We start from the raw sequence: 15,458 nt of genomic DNA, 5'->3' as shown, positions 1-15,458 counted from the left end.
GGGAGCGCTTTACCCGCCCGCGCCCCTTAAGTACTATCCCTACAAGTCTCACGGACCTTCGCCCCATGTATATCAATCGCACCCTGATGCTGGGCATCGTACTCGCGCTCATCGCTTTCCCGGTACTCAGAGACTGGCTGACCAGCGACTATAGCGCCTGGTACCGCCCGTATGTCATCTGGTGCACCATCATCGTTTTCACCTGGTGGGGACATCGTTCAAGGTACCCGGATGAGCTTTAGTCTGGCGCAGATACTCCTGTTTGTAGCCGGTTATCTCTTTGTACTGTTCACCGTGGCTTACCTGGCAGACCGGGAAATCATCCCGCGGCGGGTGACGCACCACCCTGCCGTATACGTCCTCTCCCTTGGCGTCTTTGCCGGTGCAATGGCCAGTAACGGGGTAATCGACGTCGCCTACCGCTACGGTTACAACTTTCTGCTTTATTACGCCGGCGCGGGCCTGGTGTTTGTGCTGGCAACCATGCTGTTACTGCCGCTGCTACGGCTGTCCCGTGTCTATCAGTTGGCATCAGTCGCCGACATGCTTACATTCCGTTTCCGCAGTCCACGTGTTGGCACCGCAGTCACGGTAGCCATGTGCCTGGCACTCCTGCCCATGCTGGCACTGCAGATACAAGCGGTGGGGGACAGCGTGCACATTCTCGCCGGCCATACGCAATCGATGGAAGAGGAAGGCTTCCATCACCAGGGCGTGGCCTTGCTCACCTGCCTGGTCATCATAGTTTTCGCGATTCTCTTCGGCACACGTCACCGTTCCTCGCAGGAGCGAAATACAGGACTGGTAACCGCCATGGCATTCGAGTCGCTGGTCAAGCTGGGTGCATTGATGCTGCTCATGCTGATCGCGGTATACGGCGTCTTTGACGGACCGGACAAGCTGCAGGAATGGCTGCAAAGCCACCCACCGGCGCGGACGCAGATGACGCAAACAATGACCATCGACAAAGTACATACCATGCTGATGGTATTCTTCGCCGGTGCGGTATGCATGCCCCATGTGTTCCATATGCTGTTTGCCGAGAACACCGACAGCAAAGACCTGCGCAGCGCGGCCTGGGGCATGCCCATGTACATGATGCTGCTGAGCCTGCCCGTGCTACCCCTGGCCTGGGCCGGCATGCACCTGGGTCACAACCTGCCGATGGAGTACAGTGGCCTGGCCATCGCCGCCAGCCTGTCCTCACCCACCGTCAGCGGCATTGCATTTGTCGCCACGCTGTCTGCTTCCAGTGCCACTATTATTGTCGCGACGCTGGCACTGGCAAACATGTGCCTTAACCACCTTGTACTCCCCTCCAGGCAGCTCAGCCTGAGCCAGAACGAGAATATTTACCGTAACCTGAAATGGTTGCGTCGCGGGCTGATCGCCGTTCTTATTCTCGCGGGTTACCTGTTTTACCTGGGACTCAACGGGCGCCAGAGCCTGGTGGAACTGGGATTTGTTGCCTTCGCCGGTACCTTGCAATTCCTGCCGGGCCTGGTGGCGACCCCGCACTGGCCCAGCGCCAACCGTCACGGCCTGCTGGCGGGACTCTGGGGGGGGCTGATCTTCTGGTTCTTTACCATCATGCTGCCCACTACACGCGGTTATGTCCCTGAAATCGGTCAGCTGTTTACTGCACTGGTGGGCGATTCCGACAGCATATGGACCATAGCGACCATGCTTGCGCTGGCAATAAACGTGGCCCTGTTCATTGTGGTCTCGCTGCTGACCCGCACCAGCGCAGAGGAGCGCGTGGCCGCCGAGATCTGCTCTATGGATGACCTGGCCAGACCGATAAGACAGCGCCTACCACTGCAGGACGCCGCTGAATTCGCCGAAAAGCTCGCTCCCGCACTGGGTAAAAACACGGCACAGGCCGAGGTGCAGACAGCCCTGCAGCAGCTGCAATTCACCTCCGACGAGAAACGCCCCTACGCGCTGCGCCGTCTGCGCAGGCGAGTGGAGGCGAACCTCTCCGGCCTGCTGGGCCCAGCGGTAGCGCACAACATCATCGAGCGATGCATTCCCTTCCAGGCCGGAGGAACCGAGGACATCAACCTGATCGAGCGCAGCCTGGACGCGCCGCATATCCAGTTCACCGGCCTGGCCGCCGACCTGGACGCCCTGCGCAGGCGCTACCGGGAGACCCTGGATACTCTGCCCGTCGGCATTTGCTCCCTGGGCGCGGATGGCGAGTTGCTGATGTGGAACCGCTGCATGGAAGATATCACTGGCGTAGCCGCCGCAGACATACTGGGCTCACTGCTCTCCGCGCAGAGCGGACCCTGGCAGGACCTGCTGGATGACTTTCGCTCCAGTAACAGCGATGCCGTACTGAAAACGGAAATTATCGGCCCGGAGGATGCGCCTAGCTGGGTCAGCCTGCACAAAACAGTTACTGTCGAAGGCGACATCATCATACTGGTGGAGGACATCAGCGCATACGAGCGCATGGAAGAGGAGCTGCTGCACAATGAGCGGCTGGCCTCTATCGGCCGGCTCGCCGCAGGCGTCGCCCATGAAATTGGCAACCCGATCACCGGTATCGCCTGCCTGGCACAGAACCTGGAATACGCGGAAGAGAAGGATGAAGTCAGCACCACAGCCAAGGACATACTAAAGCAGACAGAGCGGGTCACCCGCATTGTTGAGTCACTGGTGAATTTCTCCCACGTTGGCTCCAGTGCAGAACAGCTGGAACTGATGCCCTGCAACCTTGCGGACTGCGTGGATGAGGCCATTCACCTGCTGAACCTGGACCGGGAAGCACGGCAGATCCGCTTCAGCAACCATTGCGACAGGGAGGTGCTGGTGCTGGCGGACAGCCAACGACTGTTGCAGGTGTTTATCAATTTGCTGGGCAACGCCCGCGATGCCTGTGACGAGGAGGGCCATGTGCAGGTGCAGTCGTACACCAAGGGCGAACGGGTGCTGATCGATGTGGATGACAATGGCTGCGGTATTCCCGCTGGCTTGCGCAGCCAGGTTTTCGAACCCTTCGTCACCACCAAAGAGCCCGGCGCCGGCACCGGTCTGGGCCTGGCAATGGTGTACAGCATTATGGAGGACCTCGGTGGCTCTGTGCAGTTAACCAGCCCGCTGCATTCCGGCCCCCGCCCGGGAAGCCGCTTTACCCTGGAGCTGGCCGCAACGCAGTACGAGCAGACATTCGCCGTGACACCCTGAGCGCATCGCCGGGCACTCAAACTGGAATAATCTTTACAGTAACGGTATGTTGTGTAGTAACTACACACTTGGCGGAAACTCATGCAGAAAGTCCTCGTCGTCGAAGATGAATCCGTGATTCGCACCGCATTGCGCCGGCTGCTGGAACGGAACGGGTATGAGGTGAGTGAGGCAGGCTCAGTGCAGCAGGCGGAAGCGGACTTCAACCTGGGAGACTACGACCTGGTTATCTCCGACCTGCGCCTTCCCGGCGCGCCGGGCACCGACCTTATCCGCAAAGCGGGAGACGTGCCCGTACTGATTATGACCAGCTATGCCAGCCTGCGCTCAGCGGTAGACTCCATGCGCATGGGCGCCGTCGATTATATCGCCAAGCCATTCGATCACGGTGATATGGTCAGTGCCGTGGAACGGATCATTGCCGACCACCCCACGGCGAAAGCGCAGGAACGCAAGACATCGTCGCCACCGGGGGCGGATGCGACCGGCGGCGAGAATGGGCTCATCGGCAACTGTCCGGCGATGCAAACCCTGGGCAACCATATCCAGCGCATGGCGCCTACCGAGTCCACTGTGCTGGTACTCGGCGAGACCGGCACAGGTAAGGAGCTGGTCGCACGCAGTGTTCACCAACAAAGCAAGCGGGCTGACAAAACACTGATCTCCGTGAACTGCGCAGCGATCCCCGACACGCTTATCGAGTCAGAACTGTTCGGCTATGAAAAAGGAGCGTTCACCGGCGCCAACGCCAGCCGCATGGGACTCATTGAGGCCGCCGACGGTGGCACCTTGTTCCTGGATGAAATCGGCGAGTTACCGATGGAGGCGCAAGCGAGGTTACTGCGCTTTATACAGGAGGGTGAGATTCGGCGTATCGGCTCGGTGCATTCACGCAAAGTCGATGTGCGCCTGATCTGCGCCACCCATCGGAACCTGCAACAATTGTCCGCAGAGGGCCAGTTTCGCCAGGACCTTTTCTACCGTATCAATGTGCTGTGCCTGTCATTACCCCCGTTGCGTGAGCGCGGCAAAGACATTCTCCACCTGGCCGAGAGCATGCTCAGGCGACAGTCGGCAACGTCGGGCAGGCGGGCAATGCACCTTTCGCCCAGGGCCATCCAGGCAATCACCACCTACCAATGGCCGGGTAATGTGCGCGAGCTGGAGCACGCCATTGAGCGGGCGGTGATTCTCTCTGATAGCGACGAAATCGACAACGCATGCCTGGGCATTGATCTCGAACTGGTGAATATCAACCGCATCCGCGGCCAGGACGGCATTCAGGGCAACCCGGCATCGACACGCGGCAACAATAACGACCCGCAGGAAGACCTGTCACTGGAGGACTACTTCCAACGCTTTGTGCTTGAGCACCAGGACTCTATGAGTGAAACCGAGTTAGCACAAAAGCTGGGCGTCAGCCGCAAGTGTCTTTGGGAGAGGCGCCAGCGTTTCGGGATCCCGCGCAGCAAATCGGGCGCCAACCCGCGCCGGCGCAAGAGCTCTTCCCAGTCCGGGTAGGCGTTACTCTGAGCGACGGAAGTTACTCAGCCGGGGTAATAAGGTAACAACTAACCACTAATGATCGCTAACGAATAAGCCGTCAAAACTATATCTCATTGTTTTTACTAAATATTTTACTTGCTGGCACAGCCCCTGCATTAATTACATGAGTACCGCCAATAAAAATAACAGGTACGGCAATAAAAATAATATGCATCGCTATGGACCTGGATGGGGAAGACTTCTTCCCCTTCAATTTCATCCATCGGCAGTAGGGTTTGGCGGAGCAGAAAGAATCCGCAAAAACCGCCCGAAGATATAAGTTAATCACTGCTAATCGGTGTGGGCATTTAAACAAAACTCTGTTTTGATACAGCCTATAAAAATAATAGCATCAGAGAAATAACAATAACTCCTGAAGTGAGACCTGGATGGGGAAGACATTGTCTTCCCCGTCATTCATCTGCCCCTGCATTAAACGCCTCGCAGTGCGACTGTGATAAACTTCCCCGCTGTTTTCATAGCCACATATACAGGCGAACTGCTTCTTGAACGTCATTCCCCGAGACCAACACTGCATCTCACGTAAAAACATCAGCGACGGCGCGCTGAAGGTGATGTCGCGCCTGCGCTCCCAGGGCCACCAGGCCTACCTGGTAGGCGGCGCTGTCAGGGACCTTTTGTTGGGCGGACACCCCAAGGATTTCGACGTGGCAACGGATGCCACCCCGGAGGACATTCACGGGCTCTTTCGCAACTCACGCATCATCGGTCGCCGTTTTCGTATTGTGCACGTGCGCTTTGGCAGAGAGATCATCGAAGTCACCACGTTTCGCGGCCACCACGAGAGCGGCGATGAACGCAGCCCTGCCAAGGGCGGCAATCACTCACGCCAGTCAGATAAGGGGTTGCTGCTACGAGACAACGTATACGGCACGCTGGAAGAGGACGCTGTGCGCCGCGACCTCACCGTCAATGCGCTGTATTACGACTCAGGCAAGTTTGAGGTTTTCGACCAGGTGAAAGGCCTGCAGGACCTGCAGGCCAGGCTGGTACGGATTATCGGCGACCCCGCACAGCGCTACCGGGAGGATCCGGTGCGCATGCTGCGCGTTGTGCGTTTCGGCGCCAAACTGGGTTTTGATATCGAGAAACGGACCGCCCAGGCGATACCCGCCTGCGCCCCCCTGCTGGGCGAAATTCCACCGGCCAGGCTGTTTGATGAATTCCTCAAGCTGTTCCTGTCCGGTCACGCCAGTGCGACACTGGAGGCGCTGCTGCGCCACGACCTGCTGCCTTACCTTTTCGATGAAACCAGCCACGTATTGCACGACGACGACCGCGACCTGGCACTGGTGCGAGCGGCCATGGCCAACACCGACCAGCGCATTGCCGAGGACAAACCGGTGACACCCGCCTTCCTGCTCGCGGCCCTGCTGTGGCCCGTGGCCCGGCGCGCTGCCACGCACCTTGAAAACCAGGGTGAACCGCCCATGGTTGCCATGCACAACGCCGCACAGCAGACCATTGGCGAGGCCTGCCAGCAGATCGCCATACCCCGACGCTTCAGCCAGCCTATGCGCGAAATCTGGGAATTCCAGCTGCGCCTGCAACGCAAACAGGGCAAAAAGGCGGCGGAGTTGGTGGATCATCGACGCTTTCGCGCCGCCTATGACTTTCTCCTGCTGCGCGAACAGGCAGGAGAGGAAACCCACGGCCTCGGGGAATGGTGGACGCAATACCAGACATTACCCATGGAGGAGCGCTTGTCCGCAGCCCCGGCAGAGAAAGAGGGCGAAGGCGCGGGTGGACGCAGGCGGCGACGCCCACGCAATCGGCGCAGTAACGCCAGAAAATGACGACTGTTTATATTTCCCTGGGTAGCAACCTGGGGAAACCGTTGGCACAACTGCAAGGTGCCGTACGGGCCCTGGATAACTTACCCTCATCAACAGTAACCGCGGTGTCCAGCGCGTGGCGCAGCGCGGCCGTGGGCCCCGGCGAGCAACCTGATTACCTCAACGGCGTGGTGCAACTGCACACCGCCCTCGCGCCCCGCCCACTACTGGATGCCCTGCAGGAGATCGAGAACCAGCACGGGCGCGAGCGTATCGTGCGCTGGGGGGCAAGGACCCTGGACCTGGACATTCTACTCTACGGGCAGGACCAGATTGCGGACGAGCGACTGGTTATCCCTCACCCCAGGATGACTCAACGCAACTTTGTTCTCTACCCGCTGCTGGAGGTGGCACCTGCAAATTTGATGCTGCCCGGTGGCGAGGAACTTGGTACATTAGTCGGCGGCTGTCCACCAGAAGACCTGGAAAAGACGCCATTCCAGCTTACCCCTGCCCGATGGCGGGGGGATGACAGCAGAGACAGGCCCTGACACGGGAGACCGAGGCCATTAACATCGACCTGAACGGGCGCACACCCCCCTCATACATTGCCGTGGAAGGCCCTATCGGCGTGGGCAAAACCACGCTGACCAAGCGCCTGGCCACGACGTTTAACTACCAGACGCTATTGGAAGAGGCTGAGCAAAACCCCTTCCTGGAAAAGTTCTATCGCAACCGCCAGCAAGCGGCCCTCGCCACGCAGTTGTTTTTCCTGTTCCAACGGGCGCAGAAGCTCCAGGACCTGCGCCAGGCAGATATCTTCGAACCCGTGCGCGTCGCTGACTTTCTCATCGAAAAGGATCCGCTGTTCGCCCGCATAAACCTCGAGCGCGATGAATTCCAGCTGTATGAAAAGGTTTACCAGCAACTCACCATTGACGCACCGCGCCCGGACCTGGTCATCTATCTGCAGGCTTCTACCGACGTCTTGTTATCGCGCATTGAAAATCGCGGAATCGCAGCCGAACAGGCGATTGAACGCGACTATCTGGAGCGTTTGAACGAAGTGTACAGTGAGTTCTTTCTATATTACGATGGCGCCCCTCTACTGATCGTGAATGCAAGCGAGATTGACCTCGCGGGTAGCGACAGAGACTATGACCACCTGGTGGACTACCTGCTTGATATCCGCAGCGGCCGCCACTATTTTAATCCGACGTTTTTTGGCTAACCTACAAAAGGTCGCCCATGGGCAAGGTTACAATCAGCACCCTGGACAAGATGAAGGCAAACGGGGAAAAGTTTGTCTGCATCACTGCCTATGATGCCACCTTCGCACGCCTCGTCAGTGAAGCCGGTGCCGAGACCATACTGGTGGGCGACTCCCTGGGCATGGTCCTGCAGGGGCACGACAGCACGATCCCGGTAACCACCGACCATATGGCTTATCACACAGAATGCGTAAGCCGCGCGGCACCCCATTCGCTGGTTATCGCAGACATGCCCTTTATGAGTTATACCGGGCCCGAGCAGACCATGGAGAACGCGACTGCATTAATGCAGGCGGGCGCACAGATGGTCAAGATGGAAGGCGGTACCTGGCTGTCAGACAGCATCAGCATGCTGGTGGAGCGCGGCATACCGGTTTGTGCTCACCTGGGGCTGACACCACAGTCGGTCAACCAGTTTGGCGGCTTCAAAGTGCAGGGGCGCACCCCCAAAGAGGCCAAATCCATTCTCGCCGACGCGGTGGAAATCCAGGACGCGGGGGCAAGCCTGCTGGTGCTGGAGTGCATCCCCTCTACACTGGCCACTGATATCAGTTCCAAGCTGGATATTCCGGTGATCGGCATTGGCGCCGGTGCCGGCACAGACGCCCAGGTACTGGTGATGCACGACATGCTTGGCCTGTCTGAACATACAGCCCGTTTCGTGGAGAACTTTATGGAAGGACAGACCACGATACAGGGTGCACTCAGAGCATTTGTCGAGGCCGTAAAAGCGGGCGAATACCCCCGCGAAGAACACACCTACACCTGATTCGCGCTGCCCTCAAGCTTCCCACGCCAGGGGCATCTTACGGCGTCCTCTCGCACAAAAAAACAAAATATATCCAATAGTTTCAATAACTTATAGGCCCTCGCTTCGTCGAAAAAACAGGCCTTGACGGGGCGATTCCAGCGCCGCTGACCCCGTGAATTTTCCCTATTATTTCGTTGCCCGCTATCGGAGCATGGGGCATACTTCTCATCCCCGAGTTCACCACAGGGGGGGTATAGCAGTACGTGTTATCACCCGTTTAGCGTCGCCATTCCATCCGTGAGGGACAGGGAGCTATGCGAACTTGCAACAACAAAGCCCAGCTGCAGGCATTCGTGCAGCAATACCGCAAAGAAGGCCTGACGGTGGCGTTTGTTCCCACCATGGGCAACTTGCACCAGGGGCATCTGGATCTGGTTCGCAAAGCACACAAACTTTGCGATGTGGTCATTGTTTCCATTTTTGTAAACCCGCTGCAGTTTGGTCCCAATGAAGACCTTGATGCCTATCCGCGCACCATGGCCGCGGACAAGGAAAAGCTGTTCAGCGAAGGCGTTCAACTACTCTACGCGCCCTGCGTGGAGGACATCTACCCACAAGGCATGGAGCAGCAGACCGTAGTCAGCGTGCCGGACCTGGGAGACACCCTGTGTGGCAGCAGCCGCCCCGGCCACTTTGATGGCGTCACCACGGTTGTCAACAAACTGCTCAATATTGTCCAGCCCGACTCGGCCATTTTCGGGGAGAAGGACTTCCAGCAACTTTCTATTGTGCGCAAGATGGTCGACGACCTGTGCATGCCGGTTACCATCGTCGGCGTCGCCACCACACGTGACGAAGACGGCCTGGCGCTGAGTTCCCGCAATGGCTATCTCAGCCCCGAAGAGCGCAGCATCGCCCCACTCCTGCACCAGACACTGAACACCTGCCGGGAAGCCATCGCCTGCGGATTCGATAACTTTCTGCAGTTGGAGTCCCACGCCCGCATGCAGCTGCTGCAAGCGGGGTTTGAGCCGGACTACTTTGCCATTCGCGACGCACGCACCCTGCAAACCGTGACCGAAGACTCGGAAGAGGTGGCCATTCTCGCAGCCGCCAGACTGGGCAACACACGCCTGATTGACAACGTGCGCCTGTCCCTGAACCCTGTGGGCGACTGGCGGATGCTGGCCGACGGCTGAGCACTTAGCCGAACGCCCCGGGTGCAGGCCGCCCCCCCGATTGCACTCCCGTTTTCAAGCCAACAGTCTATTATTAGACCTTGGTCGGCTTGAATCAGCGACACAGCACCGTATTATCGAATGCCCAACACCATCATTGGAGCGGTAGTCATGTCCGAGTTTCCCACCCACCCGGTACCAGCCAATTTCAAAGACGCGCACATCAATCCGCAGCAATACCAGGAGATGTATCAACGCTCTATTGAAGACCCCGAAGGGTTCTGGGGCGAGAAGGCTGTCGAGTTCCTGACCTGGGACCAGCCCTGGGACAAGGTCATGGAGTATGACTTCGTCAAGGGCACCGCAGAGTGGTTCGCCGGGGGTAAGCTCAACGTCAGCTACAACTGCATCGACCGTCACCTGCCCGAGCGGGCCAGCCAGACCGCACTCATCTGGGAGGGGGATGACCCCGCCGACAGCAAGCACATCACCTACGGCGAGCTGAAAGACCACGTCTGTAAACTGGCCAACGCGCTCAAGGCGCGCGGCGTGAACAAAGGTGATCGTGTGTGTATTTACATGCCGATGATTCCCGAGGCCGCCTACGCCATGCTCGCCTGTACGCGTATTGGTGCTGTGCACTCGATCGTATTTGGCGGCTTTTCGCCCGAGGCGCTCAAGGATCGCATCATCGACTCCGACTGCCAGGCCGTTATTACCGCCGATGAAGGCGTTCGCGGTGGCCGTACCGTGCCACTGAAGGTCAATGCCGACAAGGCACTGGAGGCATGTCCCGGCGTTCATACCTGCCTGGTGGTCAAGCGCACCGGCGGCGATGTCGCCTGGAACGATGAACGTGATGTCTGGTACGAGGAGCTGGTAGACCAACAGAGCACCGACTGTGCACCGGAGATGATGGACGCCGAAGACCCGCTGTTTATCCTCTATACCTCGGGGTCCACCGGCAAACCCAAGGGCGTGTTACACACCACCGGCGGCTACCTGCTGCAAACCAGCATGACCTTCAAGTATGCGTTCGATTACCGCGAGGGCGAGATTTACTGGTGCACCGCAGACGTGGGCTGGGTCACCGGGCACAGTTATATTGTCTATGGCCCGCTGGCCAACGGTGCCATTACCCTGATGTTTGAGGGCGTGCCAACCTACCCGGATGCCGGCCGCTGCTGGGAAATCGTGGACAAGCACCAGGTGAACACCTTTTATACCGCGCCGACAGCCATTCGCGCACTGCAGGCCGTGGGCGACGAACCGGTCACCCGCTCCTCCCGCGCCAGCCTGCGACTGCTGGGCACCGTGGGCGAGCCCATCAACCCGGAAGCCTGGGAGTGGTACCACCGCGTGGTCGGCGACGGGCGCTGCCCCATCGTCGACACCTGGTGGCAGACTGAGACCGGGGCACACATGATCACTCCCCTGCCCGGCGCCACGCCGCTTAAGCCCGGATCGGCCACCTTCCCGTTCTTTGGCGTCAACCTGGCACTGCTCAACGAAGACGGCTCGGAAATCGAGGGCCCCGGCGCCGGCTACCTGGTGGTAAAGGCCTCCTGGCCCAGCCAGATCCGCAGCGTCTATGGCGATCACCAGCGCATGATAGACACCTACTTCAGCAACTACCCCGGCTACTACTTCACCGGTGACGGCGCCTCGCGCGACGAGGACGGCTACTACTGGATTACCGGCCGGGTTGACGATGTACTCAATGTGTCCGGCCACCGCATGGGCACAGCCGAGGTGGAGAGCGCCCTGGTGCTGCACGACGATATCGCCGAAGCGGCGGTTGTCGGCTTCCCCCACGATATCAAGGGACAGGGGATTTACGCCTACGTGACACCGATGCAGGGTGTAGAGCCCAGCGAAGAACTGCTCCAGGAACTGATACAACTCTGCGTAAAAGAAATCGGGCCGATTGCCAAACCCGATGTCATCCAGTGGGCACCGGGCCTACCCAAGACCCGCTCCGGTAAAATCATGCGCCGCATCCTGCGCAAGATCGCCGAGAATGAACTGGACAGCCTGGGCGATACCAGCACACTGGCGGACCCGTCGGTGGTGGAGAGCCTGGTTGAGAACCGGCCTGGGTAAGCAGGCCTTCCAATACCGGGGGTACTCGCAGCATAGCGACTCGACGAATTTTTGAGTTCGTCAAAGCACAAAAAAGGGGAGTGCCCTGCGGCACTCCCCTTCGCTTTTGCAGCAGTAAGGCTAGTCAGCAGAGCCTTCAGCCTTGGCCGGTTCTTCAACGATTACTTCCTCGTCGGCAACCACTTCGTCTTCCAGCAGTTCCTTGATGGAAAGCTTGATGCGGCCGCGCTGATCCACGTCCAGCACCTTTACACGAATCTCATCGCCTTCGCTGAGGTGATCGGAGACGTTCTCCACACGCTCGTTGGCAATCTGGGAAATGTGCACCAGCCCGTCTTTGCCTGGCAGGATGTTGACGAAAGCGCCGAAGTCGACGATACGCGCCACCTTACCGGTGTAGATCGCACCCACTTCTGCTTCAGCCGTGATTTCTTCAACCATGGCAACGGCTTTGTCGCGGGCCATCTGGTCCTGGCCGAAGATGCGCACGGTGCCATCGTCGTCGATATCAACGGTGGCGCCGGACTCCTCGGTGATGGAACGGATGGTTGCACCGCCCTTACCGATGATGTCGCGGATTTTGTCGGAATCAACCTTGAGCGTCACCATGGAAGGTGCGTTCTCGGAAGTCACCTGACGGCCTTCGGCAATGACTTCATTCATCTGGCCGAGGATGTGCAGGCGAGCCTGCTGGGCCTGTTCCAGCGCAGTTTCCATGATCTGGGAGGTAATGCCCTCGATCTTGATGTCCATCTGCAGGGCGGTTACACCCTCGGCGGTACCCGCTACCTTGAAGTCCATGTCGCCCAGGTGGTCTTCATCACCCAGGATATCGGTCAATACAGCAAACTGGTTGCCATCTTTAACCAGGCCCATGGCGATACCCGCCACCGGTGCCTTCAATGGCACGCCAGCGGCCATCAATGACATGGAGCCGACACAGACAGAGGCCATGGAGCTGGAACCGTTGGATTCGGTAATCTCGGACACGAGACGCACGGTGTAGGGAAACTCTTCGTTGTTCGGCAGTACCGCAGCCAGACCCCGGCGCGCCAGGCGACCGTGGCCGACTTCACGCCGACTGGTGAAACCAACACGTCCGGCCTCGCCCACTGAGTAGGGAGGGAAGTTGTAATGCAACATGAACGGATCACGACGCTCACCTTCCAGGGCATCGATAATCTGCGCATCGCGGGTGGAACCCAGCGTGACCGCACCAATCGCCTGGGTCTCGCCACGGGTAAACAGGGCGGAACCATGCGCCTTGGCCAGTACGTCAACTTCACAGGCAATGGGGCGAACGGTGCGGGTGTCGCGACCGTCTATGCGTGCCTCACCGGCGAGAATGCGCTTGCGTACCAGGTTTTTCTCAACCTTTTTGAACAGGTCCTTCACGTCGTCCTCTGAAGGGCCATTTTCAACGGCCAGAGCAGCTACCGCGGCATCGCGGATTTCACCGACGCGAGCATAGCGCTCGGCTTTCTCGGTGATGCGATACGCTTCGCCCAGCTCGGTCTTGCACTGTCCTTCAACAGCGGCCAGCAGTTCTTCGTTGACCGCGGGTGCCTCCCAGTCCCAACGGGGCTTGCCTGCTTCAGCAACCAGTTCATTGATCGCCTGAATAACCACCTGCATTTCCTGGTGGGCAAACAATACGGCGCCCAGCATCTGGTCTTCGGTCAGTTCCTTGGCTTCAGACTCAACCATCAGCACGGCGTCTGAGGTGCCGGCTACGACCATGTCCAGCTTGGACGAACCAAGTTGCTCATAGGTGGGGTTAAGCACGTAACCCTGGGCTTCATTGAAGCCGACACGCGCTCCGCCGATAGGACCGTTGAAGGGCGCACCTGAAATCGCCAGGGCTGCCGAGGTGCCAATCATCGCCGGGATATCGGGGTCGATGTGCTTGTCGGCAGACATGACAGTACAAACTACCTGAACTTCGTTCATGAAACCGTTGGGGAACAGCGGGCGGATCGGACGGTCGATCAGGCGGCTGGTCAGGGTTTCTTTTTCACTGGGGCGGGCTTCACGTTTGAAGAAACCACCGGGGATCTTGCCCACTGAGTAGGTTTTTTCAACGTAGTGCACGGCCAGGGGGAAGAAGTCGCGACCGGGGCGCTGGGTCTTTTCAGCGACAACGGTGCACAACACGGATGTATTTTCGACGGTAACCAGAACCGCTCCGCTCGCCTGCCTGGCGATACGACCGGTTTCCAGAGTGACCGTCTGGTCACCGTACTGGAATGTTTTTGTTACTGGATTCACTATATTTCTCCAATTCTAGATATGACAACCGGGGCCTTTGGCCCCGGTAGTTGGTAAAGCTTATCGACGCAGACCCAGTCGCTGGATCAAACCGCTGTAGCGCGTTACATCTTTGCGCTTGAGATAATCCAGCAGCTTGCGGCGCTGGTTTACCATGCGGATCAGGCCGCGGCGGGAATGGTGGTCGTGCTTGTGCGACTTGAAGTGCCCCTGCAACTGCTCAATATTTGCGGTCAGCAGTGCTACCTGTACTTCCGGGGAACCGGTGTCGCCTTCACCCACCTGGTAATCTTTTACGATTGTTGCTTTCTGTTCAGCATTCAAAGCCATTTTCTATTCCTCTTGAATAATCTGCCTCGGGTGGAATACCACCCTTCATCAATAAAAGAGCCTGTCCGTGCAGATTAACAGACAGGTTCGCGTCACCCTCCGGTGACAATCAGTCGACGCGGCGCTACGCGCCCATCGTCCAATATCTCTCCAACACCCAGAAACTCACCGCTTTCCAGGGCGATGCGCACCATACCATCACAGGGCGCATTTGGCACCAGCAGCGGTTGCCCCTGGCGCATGTAAAAACCGCCTGACTCGCTCAGCTCCACCAGGGGAAGCGCCTTCACTGCGGTATCTGCCGGCAGCAGCAGGTCATCCATCTGCGCCAGTTCCTCATTCTGTTTCAACGCCTCCAGTGTGGACAGCGTGACACTGTCTTGCAGGCTGAAGGGGCCTGCCCTGGTGCGTCGCAGTGCACTGACATGCGCGCCGCAGCCCAGTGCCTCGCCGAGATCCTCGGCAATAGAGCGCACATAGGTGCCCTTACTGCATTCGAGGTAAACATCCACTTCCGGCGCTTCACCGCCCCGGAAGTCACGCAACTCAAGTAACTTTACGACAACCCGGCGTGATTTGCGTTCCACCTCAAGCCCCTGGCGAGCCAGCTTATACAGTGGCTGACCGTCCTGCTTGATCGCCGAGAACATCGACGGTACCTGCTCAATTTCGCCTCTAAAGGCCGCCAGCGCCTGCTCCACATCGGCTTCACCGATATGCGAGGCATCGCGCTGCTCGCGGATCTCGCCTTCCGCATCGCCACTCGCTGTCGCCGTGCCCAGTACAAACGTACTTTCATAGGCTTTATCCGCGTCCAGCAAGTACTGGGAGAACTTGGTCGCCTCACCAAAGCAGAGCGGCAGTACCCCTGTTGCCAGGGGATCCAGACTTCCGGTGTGGCCCGCCTTCGCCGCAAAATACAGGCGCTTTGCGGTCTGCAGGGCCTGGTTGGAGCTCAATCCCCGGGGTTTATCCAGGACCAGGATGCCATCAACTGGGCGACCCCGGCGGCGCCGGCCCACTG

At 58.7% G+C, this 15,458-nt stretch carries 12 protein-coding genes; 9 read left to right on the top strand and 3 right to left on the bottom strand.

The features are described from left to right. The first annotated feature begins 65 nt into the window (after positions 1 to 65). The 9 genes from C0039_RS21110 to acs all read left to right on the top strand — a co-directional run bounded on the left by C0039_RS21110 (position 66) and on the right by acs (position 11,836). On the top strand, positions 66 to 242 hold the full coding sequence (locus C0039_RS21110) for a hypothetical protein (RefSeq protein WP_157516064.1): 177 nt from the start codon (positions 66 to 68) through the stop codon (positions 240 to 242). Then, the gene (locus C0039_RS14870) at positions 232 to 3,192 is read left to right on the top strand and encodes an ATP-binding protein (protein ID WP_075999011.1); all 2,961 of its coding nucleotides are present in this window, start codon (positions 232 to 234) and stop codon (positions 3,190 to 3,192) included. Before C0039_RS21110 ends, C0039_RS14870 begins: the two co-directional genes overlap by 11 nt. An 81-nt stretch (positions 3,193 to 3,273) precedes the next feature. Next, a complete protein-coding gene (locus C0039_RS14865; RefSeq protein WP_101518493.1) occupies positions 3,274 to 4,713 on the top strand; it encodes a sigma-54-dependent transcriptional regulator in 1,440 nt (479 codons plus the stop codon). A gap of 530 nt (positions 4,714 to 5,243) precedes the next feature. Then, positions 5,244 to 6,554: a polynucleotide adenylyltransferase PcnB gene (gene pcnB / locus C0039_RS14860; RefSeq protein WP_101518492.1), complete on the top strand. Its 1,311-nt coding sequence runs from the start codon at positions 5,244 to 5,246 to the stop codon at positions 6,552 to 6,554. Next, positions 6,551 to 7,084: a 2-amino-4-hydroxy-6-hydroxymethyldihydropteridine diphosphokinase gene (gene folK, locus C0039_RS14855; protein ID WP_101518491.1), complete on the top strand. Its 534-nt coding sequence runs from the start codon at positions 6,551 to 6,553 to the stop codon at positions 7,082 to 7,084. The genes pcnB and folK overlap by 4 nt, the downstream gene beginning before the upstream one ends. 56 nt (positions 7,085 to 7,140) lie before the next feature. Next, the gene (locus C0039_RS14850) at positions 7,141 to 7,764 is read left to right on the top strand and encodes a deoxynucleoside kinase (RefSeq protein ID WP_423810690.1); all 624 of its coding nucleotides are present in this window, start codon (positions 7,141 to 7,143) and stop codon (positions 7,762 to 7,764) included. Positions 7,765 to 7,781: 17 nt separating this feature from the next. Next, complete coding sequence (gene panB / locus C0039_RS14845; protein WP_075999015.1) at positions 7,782 to 8,573, top strand: 3-methyl-2-oxobutanoate hydroxymethyltransferase; 792 nt, start codon at positions 7,782 to 7,784, stop codon at positions 8,571 to 8,573. 296 nt (positions 8,574 to 8,869) lie between these two features. After that, complete coding sequence (gene panC / locus C0039_RS14840) at positions 8,870 to 9,754, top strand: pantoate--beta-alanine ligase (RefSeq protein ID WP_075999016.1); 885 nt, start codon at positions 8,870 to 8,872, stop codon at positions 9,752 to 9,754. Positions 9,755 to 9,904: 150 nt separating this feature from the next. Continuing rightward, complete coding sequence (acs, locus tag C0039_RS14835) at positions 9,905 to 11,836, top strand: acetate--CoA ligase (RefSeq protein WP_076002100.1); 1,932 nt, start codon at positions 9,905 to 9,907, stop codon at positions 11,834 to 11,836. 120 nt (positions 11,837 to 11,956) lie between these two features. Here the strand turns inward: acs and pnp are convergent, their stop codons facing one another. The 3 genes from pnp to truB all read right to left on the bottom strand — a co-directional run bounded on the left by pnp (position 11,957) and on the right by truB (position 15,456). After that, entirely contained in the window at positions 11,957 to 14,104 is a 2,148-nt protein-coding gene (gene pnp / locus C0039_RS14830; RefSeq protein WP_101518490.1) for a polyribonucleotide nucleotidyltransferase, read from the bottom strand. Between the two features lie 60 nt (positions 14,105 to 14,164). Further along, positions 14,165 to 14,434 (bottom strand): 30S ribosomal protein S15, encoded by a 270-nt coding sequence (gene rpsO, locus C0039_RS14825; RefSeq protein ID WP_075999018.1) that lies wholly within the window; start codon positions 14,432 to 14,434, stop codon positions 14,165 to 14,167. Positions 14,435 to 14,526: 92 nt separating this feature from the next. Further along, complete coding sequence (gene truB, locus C0039_RS14820; RefSeq protein ID WP_101518489.1) at positions 14,527 to 15,456, bottom strand: tRNA pseudouridine(55) synthase TruB; 930 nt, start codon at positions 15,454 to 15,456, stop codon at positions 14,527 to 14,529. Positions 15,457 to 15,458 lie beyond the last annotated feature (2 nt).

The organism is Pseudohalioglobus lutimaris (assembly GCF_002866825.1).
GTDB lineage: Bacteria > Pseudomonadota > Gammaproteobacteria > Pseudomonadales > Halieaceae > Halioglobus > Halioglobus lutimaris.
This window is presented reverse-complemented; position numbering and strand designations above follow the sequence as displayed.

What these genes read in the sequence shown, in the direction of transcription:
- C0039_RS21110 (WP_157516064.1), top strand. Translation starts at nt 66, where the DNA reads ATGTATATCAATCGCACCCTGATGCTGGGCATCGTACTCGCGCTCATC.
- C0039_RS14870 (WP_075999011.1), top strand. Translation starts at nt 232, where the DNA reads ATGAGCTTTAGTCTGGCGCAGATACTCCTGTTTGTAGCCGGTTATCTC.
- C0039_RS14865 (WP_101518493.1), top strand. Translation starts at nt 3,274, where the DNA reads ATGCAGAAAGTCCTCGTCGTCGAAGATGAATCCGTGATTCGCACCGCA.
- folK (WP_101518491.1), top strand. Translation starts at nt 6,551, where the DNA reads ATGACGACTGTTTATATTTCCCTGGGTAGCAACCTGGGGAAACCGTTG.
- panB (WP_075999015.1), top strand. Translation starts at nt 7,782, where the DNA reads ATGGGCAAGGTTACAATCAGCACCCTGGACAAGATGAAGGCAAACGGG.
- panC (WP_075999016.1), top strand. Translation starts at nt 8,870, where the DNA reads ATGCGAACTTGCAACAACAAAGCCCAGCTGCAGGCATTCGTGCAGCAA.
- acs (WP_076002100.1), top strand. Translation starts at nt 9,905, where the DNA reads ATGTCCGAGTTTCCCACCCACCCGGTACCAGCCAATTTCAAAGACGCG.
- rpsO (WP_075999018.1), bottom strand. Translation starts at nt 14,434, where the DNA reads ATGGCTTTGAATGCTGAACAGAAAGCAACAATCGTAAAAGATTACCAG.